A 19,902-nucleotide genomic window follows, 5' to 3' on the forward strand; every position below is an offset into this window, starting at 1 on the left:
TTAGCCCTCTTTCTCGATCTTGGTGAGACAGTCGCGCAGGGCGATGCCATATTCATACTTGGCCGGGCAGGCAAAGCCAACGAGACCTAGGTCTTCTTCGTCCAGCTCTAACGCGCCCAGCGCCTGCGCCTGATCGGTGTCCATCACAAGCATCGCACGCAAAAGCTGCGTCGGCAGGAAGTCCTGTGGCATCAGCTCTTCAAAGGTGCCAATCGGCACCATCGCGCGGCGACCCCCATTCAGGTTTGATGTCAGCGCATATAGTTTTTTGCTAAAGGCAGACCCCAGCACGGGTTGGAAAGCATATTTTGACGGCATTGGACGAATCCAGCCCATCGGAATTTGCTTTGCATCTTCCTCGATCAAAGTGATCTGACGTGCGTACCGCCCCAGATATGCTGTTTCGCCTTCGCCCATTCGACCGCTTAGGATCGAACCAGAGATCATACGAACCGGTGCTTCACCAGTGATGTCCCCTGCGGTCAAATCCACCATGGACGCACCCGCAACGGTGCGCACGAGGCGTGGGTTGGCGCAAAGCGGACCGGAAATCGCAATGACGCGCGAGGCATCGTAGTGACCGGTCTGCAGAAGTTTCCCGATGGAGATCACGTCATGGAACCCAATGGTCCAAACAAGTTTCGCAGCGCTTGGCGGCTCCAAAAAGTGCATATGGGTGCCAGCCAGACCCGCCGGATGCGGGCCAGAGAAGCCAACCGCCTCTACACCGTCGACCGTCGGAACATCTGCGCCGGCCTCTTGGCACAGGTAGGTTTTGCCGTCTGAAAGCTTCGCAATCGCAGCCAAGCCAGCCGCAAAGGCCTCTGCATCTTGGGCAATGATCTCTGCCGCATCGCCAGACAGCGGTTCGGAATCCATCGCCGTCACATAAAGAGCGGCAGGACGCGTCTCGGGATTAGGGACTTTGGAATAAGGCCGTGTGCGGAACGAGGTCCAGAGACCGGCGGCACACAGGCGTTCTGTCAGGCCTTCGGCGGTGCTCACGTCACCAACGTTTGAAAAATCAATCGCTGGGGCTGCCGATTCATCAACTTCGATTTCAACGCTGACCAGAACACGACGCGCGCCGCGGTTGATCGCCTTCACGCGTCCTGAAACGGGCGAGGTCACCATCACATCAGGCGTGTCCTTATGGGCAAAGATTGGCGCGCCTGCGCCCACCACGTCACCTTCGTTCACAGCCAAGCGCGGCTTGAGCCCAATGTAGTCTGCGCCCAGCAGTGCAACCGTGCCGACCTTCGGGGCATCAGATATGCCACCTTGTGGTTGGCCGAGCACCGGAACGTTCAGACCCTTCTTTAAGGAGAATATCTGCACGTTGAAATGATCCCGTCCATTTTTTGGCGTCTTATGCGCGTTGAAGGCGCGCTCTGGAAGGCTTATTTGGCTCAAATCGGCAATTTTTTATTGAATCGGCTCCTAAAACACCTCAAAAGCGCCCCAACTGTTGTTCCATGACACAAATTTTTCCGCCGGAGACTGAAACCGTGACCCTGCAGCCCCTTTTCTCGCGCCGTAGCTTTCTTATCATGCCACTCGCGTTGGCCGCTTGTAAGAAAGGCTGGTCCTTGCTGGAGCTGACCGGGCTGACCATGGGCACCACCTATTCTGTTGCGGCCATTGATCACTCCAAATCGGTGGATAAGACAGAACTGCAGGCCGCAATCACCGCCAGCTTGGCCAAAGTGAATGCGCAGATGTCTAACTGGGACGCCTCTTCGGAAATCGCGCGTTTCAATGCTTCCAAATCGACCGCGCCCTTTGCCGTGTCGCCTGAACTCGCAACCGTGATGCAAGCTGCACAAGACGTACATGTGGCCTCCGAAGGGCGCTTTGACGTTACGCTGGGCGGCCTGATCGACCTTTGGGGTTTTGGCGCGGGTGATGCCAAAGGCACTGCCCCAACAGAAGCAGAGATTGCTGCGGTGATGGACATCACCGGCCACGGCAATTCCCTGCGCGTCAACAACACTTCGCTGCAGAAACTCAATCCGGGCGCAGAAGTTTACCTCTCAGCCATCGGTAAGGGCTTTGGCGTTGACCAGGTCGCCCGTACCATCGAAAGCTTTGGCATTCGCGATTACATGATCGAAATCGGCGGCGATCTTTATACGGCAGGCAAAAACCCTGACGGCATGCCTTGGCAGATCGGGATCGAATCCCCTGTCGCGCATGATCGCGGTGTTCAGCAGGTGGTCAGCGTCTCTAACTTGGGCATGGCGACCTCTGGCGACTATCGCAACTATTTCGAACAGGATGGCGTGCGCTATTCCCATATCCTAGACGGTACAACCGGCCGCCCTGTAACCCACAAAACAGCATCGGTCACCGTGCTGACCGAAAACGCCATGCTGGCTGATGCCTGGGCCACAGCGATGCTGGTGCTGGGCACCGAGCGCGGCCTGAAAATCGCAAACGAGCGCGACCTCGCGGTATTGTTTATTGATCGCAGTGCCGATTCTGCGCAGAAGGGCTTTGTCACAACCCCAAGCGCGCGTTTCGCGGCGCTGCAAGCCTAACAGCAAAGGTCAGACCCTTGGCGACATTCGCACTCACATTTGGCATTTTGCTCGTGATTATGACGGGTATGGCTGTGGGTGTGATGTTCATGGGCAAAACCATCAAAGGCAGCTGCGGTGGCTTGAATGCAATTGCAGATGCCGACAAATGTTTGGTTTGCAAGAAAGACATCGACCTGGACAGCCCGCTGCGGGAACGGCTCGCCTGCCCCCGCGCGCGCAAGATGCTGGATCAGATGGACGCGGAACAGACCTAAGCGCAAACCTCTGCGATATTTTCAAACGCCCTTCGGGGCGTTTTTTGTTCCGCCACCTACCCCTCGGCCATTGGCACAAATCCCAACACCAATAGCGCTACCGCCGCAAACAGCCCAAACACCCACAATTGCCAGCGGGGGCCTTCGGCTTTCCAAACACGGCGATATTTGTAGCCTGCAAGACAGGCCAGAACGAAAAGTCCGGTGGCGATGGCGGGCGTTAAAGCGAATTCATTCAAAGCGCGGGCTTCCCAAAACAAAAATTACCGGTAGGCTAAGTGTCACGCCGCAGGAACACAATCAAGGAGGGCTCCGCTGCATGCCAACATCCTATCGCGCTTCAAACCGAGGCGACCAAGCTCGCTCAAAGACCGTCAGCCAATCGACAAACACCAACCTCTCCGCCGGAGAAGCGCGCGTTGGTGATATCCTCTCCAAAAAGGGCAATGCGATCTTTTCCATCCGCCCCCAAGACACGATTGGTCACGCCGTCGAAGTCCTGCGCGACAAACACATCGGCGCGGTCGTGGTCGTAGATGCTACCGGCGCCCTGGTCGGCATCTTGTCAGAGCGCGACATCGTCCGAAAACTGGCCGACACACCGGGCCGGACTCTGCCGCACAAGGTCGAGGACGTGATGACCAAGGATGTGCAAACGATCTCACCAAATGAAACCCTGGTCTCAGCCCTGCAGATCATGACCAAAGGCCGCTTCCGCCACGTCCCGGTCACAGATGACACGGGACTGATCGGCATGATCACCATCGGCGACGTCGTCAACCACCGGCTCACGGCGCTGGAACACGAGGCACTGCAACTGAAACAACTGATTGTTGGTTAGGTGCTTGCGGCAAATCCGCTAGATCCTCCACAGGCCCTCCGGGGCCTGTTTTGTTTTGAGGTTAATAACTGGCGACCCCGGCAGGATTCGAACCTGCAACCTGCCCCTTAGGAGGGGGCTGCTCTATCCAGTTGAGCCACGGGGCCGCGCGTGCCTTCCGTAAAACATTCGTAGCTCAAGTTCAAAGTCGTTTTCATAGATCGCGGCCTGCAACGTGCCCGCTGTGCGAACGGGTCACGAAAACGCGCACAGCAAAACGCAAAAGCGTGACAGGAATTGAGCGGTGCATCTCTGGATCGGGAACCTGGCAGGCCCCATTTAAGTTCTACTCATAGCCACCACCTGGATGTTTTCGCCATGTTGAAACCCGTTTTCGCAACCATGAATGCTGCGCTTGCCCTATTGGTTCTTGCAACAGCGCTTGCTGCACCAGCACTTGCACATACCGGTCAGCAACATAAAGAAACACTGCGCGACATGCTGGGCCTATCACATGTGCAGCAGCTCTACCGGCATGTCGACGTAAAGCGGATTGATCCATTGACAGGCACCGCAATTTCGTTGGCAGATTTGCAAAATGTCGGATCAGCTGAGAGGACGCTTGACCCGAAGACAGCGCTATTGTCGTTTCAAAGTGTCGATGAAGCCCCAAAGTGAAATCATCACAGGCGTCGCCAACTTCGGATATTTAAGGGGTCGCTCCAATTATTGGGGCGGCCTTTTTCGTCTTAGGCTTTCCCCTTTGTTGCTTTGCCGCTAAATGGGTCTCTGAAGTAGGAGAGCGCGTATGTCCGTGAATACATTTGGCCATCTTTTCCGTGTGACCACCTGGGGCGAAAGCCACGGGCCGGCGTTGGGTGCCACTGTGGATGGCTGTCCGCCAAATGTGCCTGTGACGGCCGAGATGCTGCAGGTCTGGCTCGACAAACGCCGTCCGGGGCAGAACAAGAACACCACGCAGCGGAATGAACCGGATGCGGTGAAAATCCTGTCTGGCGTCTTTGAAGACAAAACCACCGGCACGCCGATCCAGCTGATGATCGAAAACACTGATCAGCGCAGCCGCGATTACGGGGAGATTTCGCAGACCTTTCGCCCCGGCCATGCCGATATCACCTACCACCTGAAATACGGCAACCGCGACTATCGCGGTGGCGGGCGCAGTTCCGCGCGCGAAACGGCGGCGCGGGTTGCCGCAGGTGGTGTTGCGCGAGAAGCGATCAAAGCGCTGGTGCCGGGGCTGGAAATCAAGGGCTACATGACCCGTATGGGCGACATGGAAATTGACCGCGCCGCCTTTGATTGGGACGCCATCGAACAAAACGATTTCTGGATTCCGAACGGACCGGACAAAGCCGCCGAGTGGGAGGCCTATTTGCAGTCTCTGCGCAAGGCGCATGACTCGGTTGGGGCAGAAATCGAAGTGGTCGCGCGCGGTGTTCCGGCGGGAATTGGCGCACCGGTTTACGGCAAGTTAGACACTGATTTGGCGGCGGCCATGATGTCGATCAATGCCGTCAAAGGCGTTGAAATCGGCGAAGGCATGGCAGCGGCGCGCCTGAAAGGCACCGAGAACGCGGATGAAATCTATATGGGCGCTAATGGCCCAGAGTATTCGTCTAACCACGCGGGCGGCATTCTTGGTGGCATTTCAACCGGACAGGATGTGGTGGTGCGCTTTGCGGTCAAACCGACCTCGTCGATACTGACGCCGCGCAAATCGATCCGCATTGACGGAACAGAGACCGAAGTCATCACAAAGGGCCGTCACGACCCCTGTGTTGGCATCCGCGCCGTTCCAGTCGCCGAAGCCATGATGGCCTGCGTGATCTTGGATCACCTGTTGCTGCACCGTGGCCAGATTGGCGAGAACCAAGGCACCATCGGCTGATGAAGACCCTACGCGCGCAACTGCGTGATGTGATCCAGCAGGAAATGACTCAAGACCCGGCGCATGATGTTCTGCATCTGGATCGCGTCTGGGCGAATGCGCATCGTATCGCCAAAGACGAAGGTGGCATTAACCTGCGTGTCCTTGTGGCCGCAGCTTACCTGCATGACCTCGTGAACCTTCCGAAAAATCACCCGGATCGCAAACTGGCATCCGCCATGTCAGCTGAAAAAGCAGAGCCTATCTTGGCCAAACTTGGCTATTCGGCAGAGGATATCGCGGCGGCGCAACACGCCATCACAACGCACAGCTACTCCGCCAAGTTAGAGCCGAAATCGCGCGAAGCTGTCATCCTGCGCGACGCAGACCGGCTTGATGCTTTGGGGGCCGTTGGCATCGCCCGCACCTTTATGGTCGCTGGCCAAATGGACCGCCCCTTGGCAGACCCACGTGATCCTTTTGCCGCCAAACGGGCGCTCGATGATCAGCTTTGGTCCATTGACCACTGGCATCTGAAACTGCTGCAACTGCCGCATGAAATGGCAACGCGTAAGGGTCGCAAGATTGCGCGCAAACGGGCGAAACTGATGCTGGCCTATCTGCAGCAACTTGCGAAAGAGATGGACACGGAATTGCCCGCCCATTGGTCAGAATTGCTGGAATAGAGTCTCAATCGCGTATTACCCAAAGAGCGTTGCGTAGGTTTCGCGGAGCGCTTTCTTTTGCACCTTCCCCATGGTGTTGCGCGGCAATGCATCAACCAGAACGATGTGTTTAGGTTGCTTAAACTTTGCGAGTTTCGTCTCTAATTCAGCCGAAATCGCCTTTGACGTCAGGCGATCGTGTTCTGGTACAACAACCGCAACAACACCTTCTCCAAAATCAGGATGTGGCACGCCAATCACGGCGCTTTCCTTCACGCCCTCGATGTCATCAATCAGGCTTTCAACTTCTTTCGGGTAGACGTTGAAACCACCGGTGATCACCAAATCCTTCTCGCGCCCAACGATGGTGACATAGCCGTCGGCGTCGATTTTGGCGAGGTCGCCAGTTATGAACCAGCCGTCTTCCATCAACTCTTCAGCGGTTTTTTCGGGCATCTGCCAATAGCCCTGAAACACATTTGCGCCGCGCACCCAAAGTACGCCGGTTTCGCCCGTCGCAACCTCTTGGCCTTCAAGCATGACCTTGGCCTCGACCCCCGGCAGCGGAAAGCCGACCGTGCCGGCGCGGCGATCACCGTCATAGGGGTTGGAGGTGCTCATATTTGTTTCGGTCATGCCGTAGCGTTCCAATATTCGGTGCCCGGTGCGCGACTCCCATTTTTCATGGGTATCCACCAATAGCGGAGCCGAGCCGGAGATGAAGAGCCGCATCTTCGCTGCACGTTCCTTTGTTAGGCGGGGTTCCTCCAACAGACGCGTGTAAAAAGTTGGCACGCCCATCAACGCCGTGGCCGAGGGCATGGCCTTTAAAATTGCGTCGGCATCAAACCGCGGCAGGAACACAACTGAGGCCCCTGCCAGCAAAGCGACGTTCGTTGCGACAAACAATCCGTGCGTATGGAAGATCGGCAATGCGTGGATCAGCACGTCCTCAGCCGTAAAGTGCCAATAGTCGCGCAACATTTCTGAGTTTGAGGAAAGGTTATTGTGGCTCAGCATTGCACCTTTAGAGCGCCCCGTGGTGCCCGAGGTATAAAGGATCGCCGCCAAGTCATCCGGGCCACGTTCAACTGGCGCGATAGCACCCGCGCCTGCGGCAATGTCCATCAAGCTGCCTTTGCCATTTCGATCCAAGGTTAGCAGATGCGCCCCACCTGCGATCTGCTGCAGGTCATCCTTCTTATCCGGATCACAAACCAAAACGCGCGGTGCAGCGTCACCGACGAAATAGGCCAATTCAGAGACTGTATAAGCCGTATTCAGCGGCAAAAAGATACCGCCCGCCATGACAGTGCCAAGGTATAGCTGAATCGCCTCGATGGTCTTTTCGACCTGCACCGCAACACGGTCTCCAGGTGCGAGGCCAAGCGAGACCAGCGCGCTGGCGATGCGCAACGCCCCGTTAAACACGTCGCCGAAGGTCACTTCGCACCCGTCCTGCAAGCGCGCAAATATATCGTTCTCACGACCAAGACTTGCCGCTCTCAATTTGGAAATAAGATGATTGTTCGACGACATTGACCCGGCCCCCTAAAAGCTTGCCCTAATCTGCAAATTGATCCGCCCAGCGCAAGGTCGATTTCCAAGATCAGCCCTTGCCATCGGCGCATTCGCCGATACGATCCGCAGGCAACCCAAAGAGACGCGCGATGAACCCGACCAAAGGCATAATCTTCAAGGTGTCTGCCTTGTTTCTGTTTGCGATCATGGCCTCGCTGATCAAGGCCACCTCTGATCACGTGCCCTCGTGGCAGGCGGTCTTTTTCCGTGCCTTTTTTGCAATGCCGGTCATCCTGATCTGGCTTGCTCAACGCGGCGAACTCAGGACCGGCCTGCGTGTGTCCAACCCTTGGGGGCATTTTTGGCGCGGGGTGATTGGGACGACGGCGATGGCCTTTGGCTTTGCTGGGTTGGGCCTTTTACCATTCCCCGAGGTGACGGCCATCGGCTTTGCTTCGCCACTCTTGATCGTGATCCTCGCGGCGTTGTTGCTTGGTGAAAAAGTGCGCATTTTCCGCCTGAGCGCTGTCTTTGTCGGATTGATCGGCGTCGGCATCATCCTCTATCCGCGTATCACGGTTTTCGGATCTGGGGGTGCTGAATCCCTCGCACTGCTGGGTGCGGTCTTTGTGCTGGCCTCTGCCGCCTTCCGGGCCCTTGCGCAGGTGCACATTCGCAAACTGGTGCAGACGGACCAGACGTCGGCCATCGTGTTTTACTTCTCGCTGACCTCGTCCTTGCTGGGCCTCTGCACGATCCCCTTAGGGTGGGTGATGCCAACGACAACAGAAGTGCTGTTCATGATCGGCGCCGGGTTGATCGGTGGCATCGCGCAGATATTGCTGACCAGTGGCTACCGCTACGCAGAAGCGTCATTGCTTGCGCCATTTGACTACACATCGATGATTTTTGCTGTGGTGATCGGATATTTCGTGTTTTCGGAAATCCCGACCTCGGCAACATTGACCGGCTCGGCAATCATTATCACAGCCGGCATCGCCATCATATGGCGCGAACATCACCTTGGCTTGAAACGCGGCAAGGCACGGCCAAGCGTGACGCCGCAGGGGTAAAGCCGGGCGCCGTCAATGCGCGCGTTTTTTTGGTGCAAACGCGCAAACCACCCACTCTGGGCTTGCCAATATGGGCACAATCGCCGACATCGGAGTATATGTTTTTGAGCAGGTGAACCATATGTCCGCGCTTTCACTATCGGTTGTCATCCCGGCAAAGAATGAGGCCAAGAACCTTCCGTCTCTGATCGAAGGGATCAACGCCGCATGCGCTGGCATGGCGTTTGAAGTAATTGTTGTCGATGATGGCTCTGACGATGACTCTGTGTCTGTGCTACGTACACTGGCCGAAAACATGCCACATCTGCGCGTCGTCGCGCATGACCGTAGTGCCGGTCAAAGCGCTGCCGTGCACAGTGGTGTTCTGGCCGCGAAGTCCAACGTCATCTGCACTCTGGACGGAGACGGGCAGAACCCCCCTTCTGAACTGCCAAAGCTTTTTGGCCCCATATTGAAGAACGATGGGACTGGGCGACTGGGGTTGGTCGCAGGGCAGCGGGTCAATCGTCAGGATACGGCATCCAAGAAGCTTGCATCAAAGTTTGCGAACCGGTTGCGGTCATGGATATTGAAGGACGCAACCCGAGATACTGGTTGTGGACTAAAGGCTTTTCGGAAGGATGGCTTTCTGGAACTTCCCTATTTTGATCACATGCATCGTTACCTTCCTGCCCTTTTCGCCAGAGCCGGATGGGAAATTGCACATGTTGATGTCACCCACAAAGCGCGGGAAGCCGGGGTGAGCAAATACAATAATCTGAACCGCGCCTTGGTTGGGATAACGGACTTGATGGGTGTCGCCTGGCTTTTGAAACGCGCAAAGAAATCTACTGCCAGTGAAATTGACTTGGGGCACTAATGGAAAATCTTCTAAAGTTTCTGGGTGCCGAGAACTGGACCGAATTTTGGTGGATCGCCATCGGTCTTGGCGGGCAGCTTTTGTTCACCGCACGCTTCCTTGTGCAATGGATCGCATCCGAGCGGGCCGGAAGATCCGTGGTACCGTTGGCATTCTGGTATTTCTCGGTGGGTGGCGGTCTAATCCTTTTGACCTACGCGATCTATCGCGCTGATCCCGTGTTCATTCTGGGACAGTCGATGGGACTGTTCATCTATGCACGAAATCTCTGGCTTATACACAAAGAGCGTCGAGCAGGCGGTCAAGGCGCTTAGCTGCCCGAGAGCAATGCCAGATGGATCGAAAACTCAGAGTCGTCAAACCTGTATGGCGCTGAAAAACTTAGGGTGGACCCAACCACAAACCCTTGCTCGCGATACCGCGATAGGGTTTCCAGCGCATTGACTGACTCCCTTTTGCCCGTCCAGGCGACTGCGTAATTTTGATCGACTAAAAGCGGTCTCGTCGGATTGGTCAATGCGAGCGCGCCGTTCTGATAAAGCAGGTTGCCACCAGCCCAATCCCCTACAATAAGCTTATAGCCTACTGGCAACGCTGTGGTCAGCTTAGGTGTGAGCACGCCATATGGCGCAGCACGATAAGCTTTTCCCGCCAAACTGTGGTACGGTTGGCCCACCATCACCACAACGGCAAGGCCCGCATAGACCATGCAGAGCGCACGCGAGGCTCGGGGCCCGACTCGCGCAAGCCAAAGCCAGACCAGAAGCGGTCCAACTGGCATCAATGCAGCCTGAAGCCATCGGTCTTTTACGTTTGTGGTCTGGGACAAAATCACAACCAACAAAAGTGTCACGATCGAAGCAATGACAGTCACTGTAAGCCAAGTCATAAGCGGGTCAGACACGGCTTGGCGCGGCGCTCTGTGAAAGATCCATAAGATACCCAGAACAAGCAGCGCGAGCAGAGCAAATGAGAGCACGGCAACCGTAAGGCTCGACACACCCTGAAGGGCGATATCTGCCGCGCTCGCGTCAACACCACGTGCGAACTTCCAAGCGGATCCAAAAGCAGCGTCAGCATTTGCTGCGATCCATGCGAGGTGGGGGCCGACTACGAGGACCGAAGTAATCAAAGAAATCCCCACCCCCTTGAGTGAGAGGCTCGACCGAAATCGCCGGATTGAGATGGCGGCGACGAAGGTGCCAACCGGAACGATCAGGAATGTAGCCTTGGAGAGAACGCCAGCGCCGATCAGCAAGCCAAGAACAACGTAGGCAAAAAACCCAACGCGGCGCTCACTTAGGATTTGCCAGAACCAAGAAAAGTATAATGCCGTAATTGTGCCTGCCATAACGGAATGGGTGAGCGCGCGCTGACTCTCCCAGCTGAACTGAGGAATGAGCATGAACGAGCAGGCTAATAGCCCTGCTGTCGCCACACCCAACACGGATCGGAAGAGGAAAAACCAAACCGTCACCGTTGTAAACAGCAACATGTTCTTCAGAAGACTTAGTCCAAAGAGCGTATCACCGGTGACTTGAAACACCGCAAACTGAAGCCAAGCGTAAAGCGGCGGCTGTGGACCATACCCCCAATCCAAGAACTGCGCATGGCGATAGATCTGCGCCTCATCGAGGCCCAAGGCCCCGCCTGTGCTTACCCGTATGGCGACGTGCACAGCGAAATAGGCCGCGAACATAAGCAACCAAAACTGGGGCTTGTCATGCAGTTTCATGGAAACCAGTTCTAAGAATGCGTGTGTCGAACCGGGGCCGGATGGCCCCGATCATCCTGTAGTCGTGCGCAATTAGGCCCGCACCATCGCTTCATAGCTTTCGGCCACGTCGCGGGTGATGTCGCCGACTTCGAATGTGTAGTCGCCAATCTGGCCAACAGGCGTGATTTCTGCCGCCGTGCCGGTCAGCCAGCATTGTTCAAACCCTGCCAGTTCTTCGGGCATGATGTGGCGCTCGTGCACTGTGATGCCTTTGTCCTTCAGCATCTGAATAACGGTCTGGCGGGTGATGCCATTCAGGATCGCGTCAGGGATCGGCGTGTGCACTTCGCCGTCTTTGACAAAGAAGACGTTTGCGCCGGTCGCCTCGGCTACGTAGCCGCGATAGTCAAAGAACAGCGCGTCAGAGCATCCTTTGGCTTCGGCCGCGTGTTTGGACATCGTGCAGATCATGTAAAGACCCGCGGCCTTTGCGGCGGTTGGGATGGTTTCCGGGCTTGGGCGCTTCCACTTTGCAATATCGAGTTTCGCGCCCTTCATCTTTGCGTCACCATAGTAGGCGCCCCACTCCCAGCAGGCGACCGCCATGCGCACTGGGTTCTTGGAGGACGCCACTCCCATATCCGCGCCAGCGCCGCGCCATGCGACCACGCGAACGTAAGCGTCGGTAAAACCGTTTGCCGCCAACGCGTCATATTTGGCTTTCTCGATTTCTTCGACGGTGTAGGGGATTGGCATGTCCAGCAGCTCGCCGGATTTCAGCAGACGCTCTGAGTGTTCAACGCTTTTGAAGATCTTGCCGTTATAGGCGCGCTCGCCTTCAAAAACAGAACTTGCGTAGTGCAAAGCGTGGGTCAGGATGTGGACGTTGGCCTCGCGCCACTCCACCAATTTGCCGTCCAACCAAATCTTACCGTCGCGATCGTCGTAAGTGCCCGCCATGGTCCACCCTCTGTGCCAGAATATCAAAAGTTGCGCGAAATAAGTCCGTTACGGACATAAAGTTTCGCAGAAACTGGCACTCGCTACCAATTCACTCTTGGAGTGTCAACAAGGCTGACTTAATGTGGGTGTCAAACCAATTATTAAATGAGCGGGCATTGGGTTATGGGTGAACCGATTGGCAGTGAACGGCTGTTCCTGACGGACGAGCAAATCCGGCAAGGGATCGAAGCGATGTATTTTGCCTATCGCGGCCTGACCAATGAGCCGGACCAAATCCTTGCCACGCTGGCCTACGGGCGGGCGCATCACCGTGCAATCCACTTTATCAACCGCGCGCCGGGCACAACCGTCACCAACCTGCTGGAAATGCTTGGGGTGACAAAACAGTCGCTAAACCGCGTATTGCGGACATTGATCGAAGACGGCTTGGTCGAAAGCCGCGTTGGCAAGGTCGATAAGCGAGAGCGCAACCTCTATTTGACCGAAGAAGGTGTTGCGCTAGAGGCGCGGTTATCGGACGCCCAGCGTACCCGCATGCGCGCGACCTACCGGGAAGCGGGGCCAGAGGCCGTAGCCGGTTTCAGACGCGTGTTAGAAGCGATGATGGATAACGAACTACACCGCAAATACATGTCCCTGCGCGAGACAAATTGACGATGGAACTGCAACCTCACCTTTTGATCGTCGATGACGACGAACGCATTCGCGGGCTGCTGCAAAAGTTCCTGATCCGCAATGGCTTCCTTGTGTCTGCTGCGCGCGATGCCGCGCATGCGCGTCGCATTCTGGAAGGCTTGGATTTTGACATGATCATCCTGGATGTGATGATGCCGGGCGAGGATGGCGTCAGCCTAACCAAGGCCATTCGTGAAAGATCCTCCACACCGATCATGCTTCTGACCGCCAAGGGCGAGACCGAAGACCGCATCGCAGGTCTGGAAGCCGGGGCAGACGACTACCTTGCCAAGCCTTTTGAGCCAAAAGAACTGCTGCTGCGCATCAACGCGATTTTGCGCCGTGTACCAGACGCTGGAAAGCATGACGCCACCCCCAAAATCCTCAATCTCGGGCCTATTCGCTATGACATTGAACGGGGTGAAATGTGGCAGGGCGAGGACCTCGTGCGACTGACCGCGACCGAGAGCCAATTGATGAAAATCTTCTCCGCCCTGCCGGGTGAGCCGATCAGCCGCGCGAAACTGGTTGAGGACCTGGGCCGCGACAGAGGTCAAGCGCAAGAGCGTGCGGTGGACGTGCAAATCACCCGCTTGCGCCGCAAGATCGAAAGCGACCCCAAGCAACCGCGCTATCTACAGACGGTGCGCGGGGCGGGTTATATGCTCGCGCCGGATTGATCCCTACTGCACCTCGCAGCCCTTTGGCAGCGGGGTGTCTATTGCCCACTCTGTAACCTGTGGCGCACCGCCTTCGACCCTGAACCATTTTTCGGGTCCATTGCCTCGTCGGGCAAAGCCCTTGCCAGTCAGAAGGTTCACGTCACAGGTGCCAAAGGCTTCCAGGTCCAGCGTATCGCGCCAGGTGTAGGTCACCCCGGCAACCCGAATGGCGCCCTGCCGATAGGCGAGTGTCAGCACGTGCCGCCAGCGATTGCGGCAGCAGCCTTCGTTCTGCGAGATCACCTGAACAGACCCGTTTGATGCCAGTGCCAATTCCGGATCTTGCCCGGCGAGGCCGCCTTTCCAAACAAGGTCTGGCGCTTCAGCGACCAGCTTATCCTTTTCCCAAATGCGCAGCGTCACAGTGTTTTTGTAGTCATGGGTTAGCTCATAGCGTTCCAACGCCCCGTCGCCATCCAAGTCCGCCCTCACTTGGGTTTCGGCCAAAGCAGGCGTCGCAAGGAAAAACAAAAAGAGCAGGAAGATTCTCATCGCGGATGCCTTGCGTTGCCGGTGAACTTGCGGCTTTGATGCCGACCATGACAACCGCACTCTATACACATCCCGATTGCCTTGACCATGTGACACCAGCTGGCCACCCGGAACAGGTGGCGCGCCTGAAATACATCGAAGCCGCATTGCGCGACGTGTCCGGCCTTGACCGCCGAGACGCGCCTGATTGCGACGATGACGACATTCTGTTGTGTCACCCATCTGACTACCTCGACATGCTGACGGCTGCGGCCCCGACATCGGGATGGCGGTCACTGGATGGCGACACGCATATGTCGCCCGGAACACTCCGCGCTGCGCGACGTGCCGTGGGGGCAAATGTTGCTGCGGTGGATGCGGTGATGTCGGGGGAAGTCGACAATGCCTTTGTCGCCTGTCGCCCGCCGGGGCACCATGCAGAGCAATCCACACCGATGGGCTTCTGTCTGTTCGGCAATCTCGCCATTGCCGCAAAACATGCGCTGGAACGTCATGGCCTGTCGCGCGTGACGATTGTCGATTTTGATGTGCACCACGGCAATGGGACGCAGGCGCTTTTGTGGAATGAGCGGCGCATACAGTTCTTTTCCAGCCACCAAAGCCCTCTTTGGCCCGGCTCTGGCCATCCAAACGAAACTGGTGGCCACAACAACATCTGGAACTACCCACTAGAGCCCCATTCAGGCGGGCAGGAGATGCGGCAGGTTTATGAGGCCGAGATCTTCCCGGCGATTGACCGCTATCAACCCGAACTCATTCTGGTGTCTGCTGGGTTTGACGCCCATGCCGTCGATCCGCTTGCAAATCTGAATTGGCAGACCGATGATTTCGCATGGCTGACGGAACGCATCTGCGACCTCGCGTCTGTGCATTGTGGCGGGCGGCTAGTCTCGACTCTTGAGGGCGGATATGATCTGAGGGCGCTGGCGGACTCTGTGGCCGCACACGTGACTATTTTGATGGAGAGAAGCGCATGAGCGAGACGCCTGTTGAGGAAATGAGCTTTGAGCAAGCCATGGCAGAGCTAGAGCAGGTCGTGAACCAGTTGGAACGCGGAGACGTCGCGCTTGAGAATTCCATTACGCTTTATGAACGCGGTGCTGCGCTGAAAGCGCGCTGCGAAGCCAAGCTAAAAGAGGCCGAGGAAAAGGTTGCAGCGATCACCCTGGATGCCAATGGTGAACCCAATGGGTTAAAGCCGGTCGAAGGGCTGTAAGATGTTCAAATCCCGATTGATGGACTGCGCTGCGCAGGTGCAGCTGCATCTGGATTCTGTTCTGGTCCCGATGGGTGATCTGCCGGTTGTTCAGGCGATGCGCTACGCGAGCCATGGCGGCAAACGACTGCGCGCCTTTCTGGTCATGGAAAGTGCCCGCATTCACGGGATTTCTGATGCGCAGTCAATTTGGCCTGCAGCCGCGATTGAAGCGATGCATGCCTATTCGCTGGTACATGACGATCTGCCCTGCATGGACGATGACGACATGCGGCGCGGGCAACCAACAGTACATGTGAAATGGGACTATGCGACCGCGGTACTGGCGGGTGACGCGCTGCAAACGCTAGCGTTTGAAATGGTCTGCCATCCAGAGGTGTCGTCGGACCCTGCGGTGCGTGCCGAACTCGCTTTGACATTTGCACGTGCCGCTGGCGCGCAGGGCATGGTCTTGGGGCAAGCGCTGGATATGGCGGCAGAGACAGCCGACACACCTTTGACGCTGGCCGAAATCACCCATCTTCAAGAAGGCAAAACCGGCGCGCTATTCGGTTGGTCGGCACAGGCAGGCGCGCGGATGGCCGGCGCTGATACCAAACCTTGGGCAACTTATGCGGCCGGTTTGGGTCTGGCATTTCAAATTTGGGATGATGTCCTAGATATTGAGGGAGACGCCGCAAAGGTCGGCAAAACCCTTGGCAAGGACTCTGCCGCTGGCAAGGCCACCTTTGTGTCGCTGTTGGGAATGGACGCCGCCAAGGCGCGCGCGCAAGAGCTGATCGACGAAAGCTGTGCCGCATTGGACCCTTTTGGCGAACAGGCCGAAACCTTGCGGGACCTCGCGCGTTTCGTTATTGCGCGGGAAAGCTAGAAAAGGGGCGCTGATGTCCGCCAGACCAGAAACACCGCTGCTGGACCGGGTGCAAAAACCCGAAGACATGAAGCAGTTTTCCGACGCCCAGCTTGCAAAGCTGGCGCATGAACTGCGGCTAGAGACGATCTCTGCCGTGTCGGAAACCGGTGGACATTTGGGCGCGGGTCTTGGCGTCGTGGAACTGACGGTCGCCCTGCACGCGGTCTTTGACACACCGCGCGACAAGCTGATCTGGGATGTCGGGCACCAGTGTTATCCGCATAAGATCCTGACGGGTCGCCGTGACCGTATTCGCACCCTGCGTCAGGCCGAAGGCCTTAGCGGTTTTACCAAGCGCAGCGAGTCTGTCTTTGATCCGTTTGGCGCGGCGCATAGTTCGACCTCAATCTCTGCAGCGCTTGGATTTGCTGTCGCGCGCGACTTGGGTGGTTCTTGCGAAGGCGGCCTTGGCGATGCGATTGCCGTCATTGGCGATGGCTCGATCAGCGCGGGCATGGCATATGAGGCGATGAATAATGCGGGCCATCTGAACCGCCGCCTATTTGTCATTCTGAACGACAACGACATGTCGATTGCGCCGCCGGTTGGCGCGATGTCGTCCTACCTGTCGCGGCTTTATGCCGGTGAGCCGTTCCAGGAATTGAAAGCCGCCGCCAAAGGCGCGGTTTCCCTGCTGCCCGAACCCTTCCGTGAAGGGGCGAAGCGCGCAAAGGAGATGCTCAAGGGCATGGCTGTCGGCGGAACGCTCTTTGAAGAGCTTGGTTTCAGTTACCTTGGGCCGATTGATGGCCACGACATGGAACAACTGTTGCCTGTCCTGCGCACGGTCCATGATCGCGCCACCGGGCCGGTGCTGCTGCACGTTGTTACGAAGAAAGGCAAAGGTTACGCCCCTGCCGAAAACGCCCGCGACAAGGGCCATGCGACCGCGCGGTTTGATGTACAGACCGGCAAACAAAAGAAGGCGCCCTCGAACGCGCCAAGCTACACATCGGTGTTTGGCCAAACGCTCGTTGATCTGGCGGCTGATGACGACAAGATCGTTGCCGTTACGGCCGCGATGCCGGATGGCACCGGGCTGAACCTCTTTGCAGAGCGCTACCCGAGCCGCTGCTTTGACGTTGCCATTGCCGAGCAGCACGGCGTGACGTTCTCTGCCGCGCTGGCAGCAGGGGGGATGAAACCCTTCTGCGCGATGTATTCGACGTTCCTGCAGCGGGGCTATGACCAAATCGTGCATGACGTGGCTATCCAAGGGCTGCCCGTGCGCTTTGCCATCGACCGAGCGGGTCTTGTCGGCGCGGATGGCGCGACCCATGCCGGATCGTTTGACATTTCCTATCTGTCGAACCTGCCGGGCATGGTGGTGATGGCTGCAGCGGATGAGGCTGAACTCAAACACATGATCGCGACGGCGGCGGCCCATGATGATGGCCCGATTGCCTTCCGCTACCCCCGTGGCGAAGGCGTTGGCGTCGATATGCCTGAGCGGGGTCAGGTTCTGCCCATCGGCAAAGGCCGCATGATCCAAGAAGGCAAGCGCGTGGCGCTGTTGTCCTTTGGCACCCGTCTGGAAGAAGTCCGCAAAGCCGCCGAAGCGCTTGCTGCCAAGGGCATTACACCAAGTATTGCCGATGCGCGCTTTGCCAAACCACTGGACCGCGACATGATCCTATCCCTCGCAGAGTCCCACGAGGCGTTGATCACCATCGAAGAGGGTGCCGTGGGCGGCTTTGGATCACATGTCGCGCAGTTGCTGGCCGAAGAAGGCGTTTTTGATCATGGGCTGAAGTACCGCTCCATGGTGCTGCCGGATGTCTTTATCGATCACGCCTCCCCATCGGCGATGTACGACCACGCTGGGCTGAACGCAAAGCACATCGAGGAGAAAGTGCTGAACGTTTTGGGCGTTGCGACACTCGGCAGTCAGCGCGCTTAAGAAGCGCCAGCGGCACGTTCTTCTTCTAGCATTGCCTTCAGCGCAGATTTGAAATCTGGGTATTTCAACGTCACGCCAAGTTCATCCTTGATGCGATCATTGCGCACGCGTTTGCTGTCTGAATAAAAACTGCGCGCCATGGGGCTCATGTCGGCCTCTTCAAAGGGCACGGCGGGCGGCGGTGACATGCCAAGCAGCTCGGCGGCGTATTCGATCACCACTTCGGGCGGCTGCGGATCGTCGTCACAGACATTATAGATGCGCCCCGGATTGGGCTGGGCAATCGATGCCGCGAGCACCTGCGCGATGTCATCAACGTGGATGCGCGAGAAGATCTGATTTTTCTTGATCACCCGATGGGCCACGCCTCGGCGCAACTTGGCAAAGGGGCCGCGCCCCGGTCCATATATTCCTGCCAAACGAAAGACATGCACAGGCAGGCCGGGAATGGCGAGCCACTCTTGCTCGGCTTTCACCCGTCGCTGGCCGCGCACTGTGGCGGGGTCAAGTTCTGACTCCTCATCGACCCAACCGCCATCGTGGTCGCCGTAAACCCCGGTGGTCGACAGGTAGCCGACCCACTCCAAATGTGGTGCGGCCTTGGCAATCAGATCACCGGCGTGCCGCAGCATCGGATCACCGTCCGCATCGGGCGCGGCGGACACCAAGACATGGCGGACCTGCGGCAGCACCTCTGTCAGGTCGCAGGGCCAGAGAAGCGGCTCAACACCACCGGCGCGCAGCCGCTCTGCCTTGTCGGCTTTGCGCGTGGTTCCGATCACGCGCCACCCGTCGGCGTGCAAATGTTTGGTTAGGGTTTGCGCTGACAGCCCGTGGCCAAGTGAAAGTAAGGTCTTCGTCATGGCGCTAATGTGCGACTGAGGGCAGGGAGTTGCAAGCGCCTAAGCGTCGTTTGCGTTGGTCAGCAAGGCTTCTGTTCTCGGGCAGCGCATGTCGCCGAAAAAGCTTTTGAGAATATCATTAAACACATCCGGCGCGCCGGGCACCTGCGCAAACAAGGTCGCAGAACTTTGCAGTTTCAGCGCGTCGACAGGGCCAAGAATGGCCTCAGGTGTATTGTCGCGATGCATCATCAAAGCGATGCACATTTCCAACAGATGTGGCCCCAATGTGGGGTGGGCAAGGTAGCGCGTTGCCTCGTCCAAATCCGCCAGCCCGTAGGTCTTGGCACGGTAGGACCGACCCAACCCGCGCAACTGTGGAATTTCCCACCACATCCAGTGGCTGAGTTTCAGACCACCCCGCAGTTCCGCAAGCGCCTTGGCATGGGTCAGCATCTGCGGTTCCACAAAGCGTTCAAGGTCAGATTGGGATGGCATCGCAGTCCTTTCGGTCTTAGCCCGTCAGGCAGAAATCCCGTGGCGATCAATATGGCCCAAGTCCCGATCCGGGTCGATCTTGTCGCGGATCAGCGCCTTTAGCGTGCGTGCATCGGGGAAACCGCCATCTCGCTTGCGCTCCCAGATCAGCTCGCCATCAAGACGCACCTCAAAGATGCCGCCCAAATCGTTTGGTACCAGCGTGACGGCACCAATATCGGCGGTGAAAGTCGACAGGATTTCTTGCGCCAGCCAACCAGAACGCAAAAGCCAGTTGCAGCCGGTGCAATAGGTGATGGTGATCGTGGGTTTGGTCATTTATTCGTGTCCATTCATAG

Annotated in this window: 24 protein-coding genes and 1 tRNA gene; 15 read left to right on the forward strand and 10 right to left on the reverse strand. The window is 57.3% G+C overall.

Going from position 1 to position 19,902, the window contains the following annotated elements; all coding sequences use genetic code 11:
- Positions 1–1,338 carry a Na(+)-translocating NADH-quinone reductase subunit A gene (locus BUA39_RS12060; protein WP_072793460.1) on the reverse strand — a complete coding sequence of 446 codons (1,338 nt, stop codon included), beginning with the start codon at positions 1,336–1,338 and terminating at the stop codon, positions 1–3.
- Positions 1,339–1,550: 212 nt separating this feature from the next.
- Between BUA39_RS12060 and BUA39_RS12065 the strand changes: the two genes are divergently transcribed.
- Positions 1,551–2,540, forward strand: coding sequence for an FAD:protein FMN transferase (locus BUA39_RS12065; RefSeq protein WP_110721853.1), 990 nt, complete (start codon positions 1,551–1,553; stop codon positions 2,538–2,540).
- 17 nt (positions 2,541–2,557) lie between these two features.
- The gene (gene nqrM / locus BUA39_RS12070; protein WP_072793461.1) at positions 2,558–2,797 is read left to right on the forward strand and encodes a (Na+)-NQR maturation NqrM; all 240 of its coding nucleotides are present in this window, start codon (positions 2,558–2,560) and stop codon (positions 2,795–2,797) included.
- A gap of 56 nt (positions 2,798–2,853) precedes the next feature.
- Here nqrM and BUA39_RS12075 read toward each other — a convergent pair whose 3' ends face one another.
- On the reverse strand, positions 2,854–3,036 hold the full coding sequence (locus BUA39_RS12075) for a hypothetical protein (protein WP_072793528.1): 183 nt from the start codon (positions 3,034–3,036) through the stop codon (positions 2,854–2,856).
- A gap of 80 nt (positions 3,037–3,116) precedes the next feature.
- On the opposite strand from BUA39_RS12075, the gene BUA39_RS12080 reads away from it, so the two are divergent.
- Positions 3,117–3,638 carry a CBS domain-containing protein gene (locus BUA39_RS12080; protein ID WP_072793462.1) on the forward strand — a complete coding sequence of 174 codons (522 nt, stop codon included), beginning with the start codon at positions 3,117–3,119 and terminating at the stop codon, positions 3,636–3,638.
- Positions 3,639–3,707: 69 nt separating this feature from the next.
- Here the strand turns inward: BUA39_RS12080 and BUA39_RS12085 are convergent.
- A tRNA-Arg gene (locus BUA39_RS12085) sits at positions 3,708–3,784 on the reverse strand.
- 211 nt (positions 3,785–3,995) lie between these two features.
- Here BUA39_RS12085 and BUA39_RS12090 point away from each other — a divergent pair.
- The 3 genes from BUA39_RS12090 (at position 3,996) to BUA39_RS12100 (ending at position 6,194) form a co-directional block, all read left to right on the forward strand.
- On the forward strand, positions 3,996–4,295 hold the full coding sequence (locus tag BUA39_RS12090) for a hypothetical protein (protein WP_072793463.1): 300 nt from the start codon (positions 3,996–3,998) through the stop codon (positions 4,293–4,295).
- Between the two features lie 130 nt (positions 4,296–4,425).
- On the forward strand, positions 4,426–5,529 hold the full coding sequence (gene aroC / locus BUA39_RS12095) for a chorismate synthase (RefSeq protein ID WP_072793464.1): 1,104 nt from the start codon (positions 4,426–4,428) through the stop codon (positions 5,527–5,529).
- Positions 5,529–6,194: an HD domain-containing protein gene (locus BUA39_RS12100; RefSeq protein WP_072793465.1), complete on the forward strand. Its 666-nt coding sequence runs from the start codon at positions 5,529–5,531 to the stop codon at positions 6,192–6,194. The genes aroC and BUA39_RS12100 overlap by 1 nt, the downstream gene beginning before the upstream one ends.
- Before the next feature lie 15 nt (positions 6,195–6,209).
- Here BUA39_RS12100 and BUA39_RS12105 read toward each other — a convergent pair whose 3' ends face one another.
- Positions 6,210–7,712, reverse strand: a complete 1,503-nt coding sequence (locus BUA39_RS12105) for a malonate--CoA ligase (protein WP_072793466.1) — start codon at positions 7,710–7,712, stop codon at positions 6,210–6,212.
- 131 nt (positions 7,713–7,843) lie between these two features.
- Here BUA39_RS12105 and BUA39_RS12110 point away from each other — a divergent pair, with 131 nt between their 5' ends.
- The 3 genes from BUA39_RS12110 to BUA39_RS12120 all read left to right on the forward strand — a co-directional run bounded on the left by BUA39_RS12110 (position 7,844) and on the right by BUA39_RS12120 (position 9,940).
- On the forward strand, positions 7,844–8,767 hold the full coding sequence (locus tag BUA39_RS12110) for a DMT family transporter (RefSeq protein ID WP_072793467.1): 924 nt from the start codon (positions 7,844–7,846) through the stop codon (positions 8,765–8,767).
- Between the two features lie 70 nt (positions 8,768–8,837).
- Positions 8,838–9,626 (forward strand): glycosyltransferase family 2 protein, encoded by a 789-nt coding sequence (locus BUA39_RS12115; RefSeq protein ID WP_084604948.1) that lies wholly within the window; start codon positions 8,838–8,840, stop codon positions 9,624–9,626.
- Positions 9,626–9,940 (forward strand): lipid-A-disaccharide synthase N-terminal domain-containing protein, encoded by a 315-nt coding sequence (locus tag BUA39_RS12120; RefSeq protein WP_072793468.1) that lies wholly within the window; start codon positions 9,626–9,628, stop codon positions 9,938–9,940. The genes BUA39_RS12115 and BUA39_RS12120 overlap by 1 nt, the downstream gene beginning before the upstream one ends.
- Here BUA39_RS12120 and BUA39_RS12125 read toward each other — a convergent pair.
- Both BUA39_RS12125 and BUA39_RS12130 read right to left on the reverse strand, forming a co-directional pair.
- A complete protein-coding gene (locus BUA39_RS12125) occupies positions 9,937–11,361 on the reverse strand; it encodes an ArnT family glycosyltransferase (RefSeq protein WP_084604950.1) in 1,425 nt (474 codons plus the stop codon). The two genes, BUA39_RS12120 and BUA39_RS12125, sit on opposite strands and share 4 nt — an antisense overlap.
- A gap of 72 nt (positions 11,362–11,433) precedes the next feature.
- Positions 11,434–12,303: a branched-chain amino acid aminotransferase gene (locus BUA39_RS12130; RefSeq protein WP_072793470.1), complete on the reverse strand. Its 870-nt coding sequence runs from the start codon at positions 12,301–12,303 to the stop codon at positions 11,434–11,436.
- Between the two features lie 165 nt (positions 12,304–12,468).
- Here BUA39_RS12130 and BUA39_RS12135 point away from each other — a divergent pair, with 165 nt between their 5' ends.
- Both BUA39_RS12135 and BUA39_RS12140 read left to right on the forward strand, forming a co-directional pair.
- On the forward strand, positions 12,469–12,960 hold the full coding sequence (locus BUA39_RS12135) for a MarR family winged helix-turn-helix transcriptional regulator (RefSeq protein WP_072793471.1): 492 nt from the start codon (positions 12,469–12,471) through the stop codon (positions 12,958–12,960).
- Positions 12,961–12,962: 2 nt separating this feature from the next.
- Positions 12,963–13,661 carry a response regulator gene (locus BUA39_RS12140; protein WP_072793472.1) on the forward strand — a complete coding sequence of 233 codons (699 nt, stop codon included), beginning with the start codon at positions 12,963–12,965 and terminating at the stop codon, positions 13,659–13,661.
- A gap of 3 nt (positions 13,662–13,664) precedes the next feature.
- Here the strand turns inward: BUA39_RS12140 and BUA39_RS12145 are convergent, their stop codons facing one another.
- Positions 13,665–14,195, reverse strand: a complete 531-nt coding sequence (locus BUA39_RS12145; protein ID WP_072793473.1) for a hypothetical protein — start codon at positions 14,193–14,195, stop codon at positions 13,665–13,667.
- Positions 14,196–14,242: 47 nt separating this feature from the next.
- Between BUA39_RS12145 and BUA39_RS12150 the strand changes: the two genes are divergently transcribed.
- The 4 genes from BUA39_RS12150 to dxs are packed head-to-tail and all read left to right on the forward strand — an operon-like array spanning position 14,243 to position 18,224.
- On the forward strand, positions 14,243–15,172 hold the full coding sequence (locus tag BUA39_RS12150) for a histone deacetylase family protein (RefSeq protein ID WP_072793530.1): 930 nt from the start codon (positions 14,243–14,245) through the stop codon (positions 15,170–15,172).
- On the forward strand, positions 15,169–15,411 hold the full coding sequence (locus tag BUA39_RS12155) for an exodeoxyribonuclease VII small subunit (protein WP_072793474.1): 243 nt from the start codon (positions 15,169–15,171) through the stop codon (positions 15,409–15,411). The genes BUA39_RS12150 and BUA39_RS12155 overlap by 4 nt, the downstream gene beginning before the upstream one ends.
- 1 nt (position 15,412) lies before the next feature.
- The gene (locus BUA39_RS12160) at positions 15,413–16,282 is read left to right on the forward strand and encodes a polyprenyl synthetase family protein (RefSeq protein ID WP_072793475.1); all 870 of its coding nucleotides are present in this window, start codon (positions 15,413–15,415) and stop codon (positions 16,280–16,282) included.
- 13 nt (positions 16,283–16,295) lie between these two features.
- Positions 16,296–18,224: a 1-deoxy-D-xylulose-5-phosphate synthase gene (dxs, locus tag BUA39_RS12165; RefSeq protein WP_072793476.1), complete on the forward strand. Its 1,929-nt coding sequence runs from the start codon at positions 16,296–16,298 to the stop codon at positions 18,222–18,224.
- Here the strand turns inward: dxs and BUA39_RS12170 are convergent.
- Genes BUA39_RS12170 through BUA39_RS12180 form a run of 3 tightly spaced genes read right to left on the reverse strand, consistent with a single transcriptional unit; the run spans position 18,221 to position 19,882 of the window.
- Entirely contained in the window at positions 18,221–19,087 is an 867-nt protein-coding gene (locus BUA39_RS12170) for an SDR family oxidoreductase (RefSeq protein WP_072793477.1), read from the reverse strand. The two genes, dxs and BUA39_RS12170, sit on opposite strands and share 4 nt — an antisense overlap.
- A gap of 39 nt (positions 19,088–19,126) precedes the next feature.
- Entirely contained in the window at positions 19,127–19,564 is a 438-nt protein-coding gene (locus BUA39_RS12175) for a DUF1810 domain-containing protein (RefSeq protein WP_072793478.1), read from the reverse strand.
- Between the two features lie 24 nt (positions 19,565–19,588).
- Positions 19,589–19,882 (reverse strand): Rdx family protein, encoded by a 294-nt coding sequence (locus BUA39_RS12180; RefSeq protein ID WP_072793479.1) that lies wholly within the window; start codon positions 19,880–19,882, stop codon positions 19,589–19,591.
- Positions 19,883–19,902: the final 20 nt, after the last annotated feature.

Origin of the sequence: Cognatishimia maritima (assembly GCF_900129685.1) — a bacterium.
Taxonomy (GTDB): domain Bacteria; phylum Pseudomonadota; class Alphaproteobacteria; order Rhodobacterales; family Rhodobacteraceae; genus Cognatishimia; species Cognatishimia maritima.

Bases quoted from the DNA above. Each gene is read 5' to 3' on its own strand.
- BUA39_RS12145 (WP_072793473.1), bottom strand. From the start codon at position 14,195: ATGAGAATCTTCCTGCTCTTTTTGTTTTTCCTTGCGACGCCTGCTTTG.
- BUA39_RS12110 (WP_072793467.1), top strand. From the start codon at position 7,844: ATGAACCCGACCAAAGGCATAATCTTCAAGGTGTCTGCCTTGTTTCTG.
- BUA39_RS12090 (WP_072793463.1), top strand. From the start codon at position 3,996: ATGTTGAAACCCGTTTTCGCAACCATGAATGCTGCGCTTGCCCTATTG.
- BUA39_RS12155 (WP_072793474.1), top strand. From the start codon at position 15,169: ATGAGCGAGACGCCTGTTGAGGAAATGAGCTTTGAGCAAGCCATGGCA.
- BUA39_RS12120 (WP_072793468.1), top strand. From the start codon at position 9,626: ATGGAAAATCTTCTAAAGTTTCTGGGTGCCGAGAACTGGACCGAATTT.
- BUA39_RS12150 (WP_072793530.1), top strand. From the start codon at position 14,243: ATGACAACCGCACTCTATACACATCCCGATTGCCTTGACCATGTGACA.
- BUA39_RS12115 (WP_084604948.1), top strand. From the start codon at position 8,838: ATGGGCACAATCGCCGACATCGGAGTATATGTTTTTGAGCAGGTGAAC.
- BUA39_RS12135 (WP_072793471.1), top strand. From the start codon at position 12,469: ATGGGTGAACCGATTGGCAGTGAACGGCTGTTCCTGACGGACGAGCAA.
- aroC (WP_072793464.1), top strand. From the start codon at position 4,426: ATGTCCGTGAATACATTTGGCCATCTTTTCCGTGTGACCACCTGGGGC.
- BUA39_RS12125 (WP_084604950.1), bottom strand. From the start codon at position 11,361: ATGAAACTGCATGACAAGCCCCAGTTTTGGTTGCTTATGTTCGCGGCC.
- BUA39_RS12100 (WP_072793465.1), top strand. From the start codon at position 5,529: ATGAAGACCCTACGCGCGCAACTGCGTGATGTGATCCAGCAGGAAATG.
- BUA39_RS12080 (WP_072793462.1), top strand. From the start codon at position 3,117: ATGCCAACATCCTATCGCGCTTCAAACCGAGGCGACCAAGCTCGCTCA.
- BUA39_RS12175 (WP_072793478.1), bottom strand. From the start codon at position 19,564: ATGCCATCCCAATCTGACCTTGAACGCTTTGTGGAACCGCAGATGCTG.
- BUA39_RS12140 (WP_072793472.1), top strand. From the start codon at position 12,963: ATGGAACTGCAACCTCACCTTTTGATCGTCGATGACGACGAACGCATT.
- BUA39_RS12130 (WP_072793470.1), bottom strand. From the start codon at position 12,303: ATGGCGGGCACTTACGACGATCGCGACGGTAAGATTTGGTTGGACGGC.
- BUA39_RS12065 (WP_110721853.1), top strand. From the start codon at position 1,551: ATGCCACTCGCGTTGGCCGCTTGTAAGAAAGGCTGGTCCTTGCTGGAG.
- BUA39_RS12160 (WP_072793475.1), top strand. From the start codon at position 15,413: ATGTTCAAATCCCGATTGATGGACTGCGCTGCGCAGGTGCAGCTGCAT.
- BUA39_RS12170 (WP_072793477.1), bottom strand. From the start codon at position 19,087: ATGACGAAGACCTTACTTTCACTTGGCCACGGGCTGTCAGCGCAAACC.
- BUA39_RS12105 (WP_072793466.1), bottom strand. From the start codon at position 7,712: ATGTCGTCGAACAATCATCTTATTTCCAAATTGAGAGCGGCAAGTCTT.
- BUA39_RS12180 (WP_072793479.1), bottom strand. From the start codon at position 19,882: ATGACCAAACCCACGATCACCATCACCTATTGCACCGGCTGCAACTGG.
- dxs (WP_072793476.1), top strand. From the start codon at position 16,296: ATGTCCGCCAGACCAGAAACACCGCTGCTGGACCGGGTGCAAAAACCC.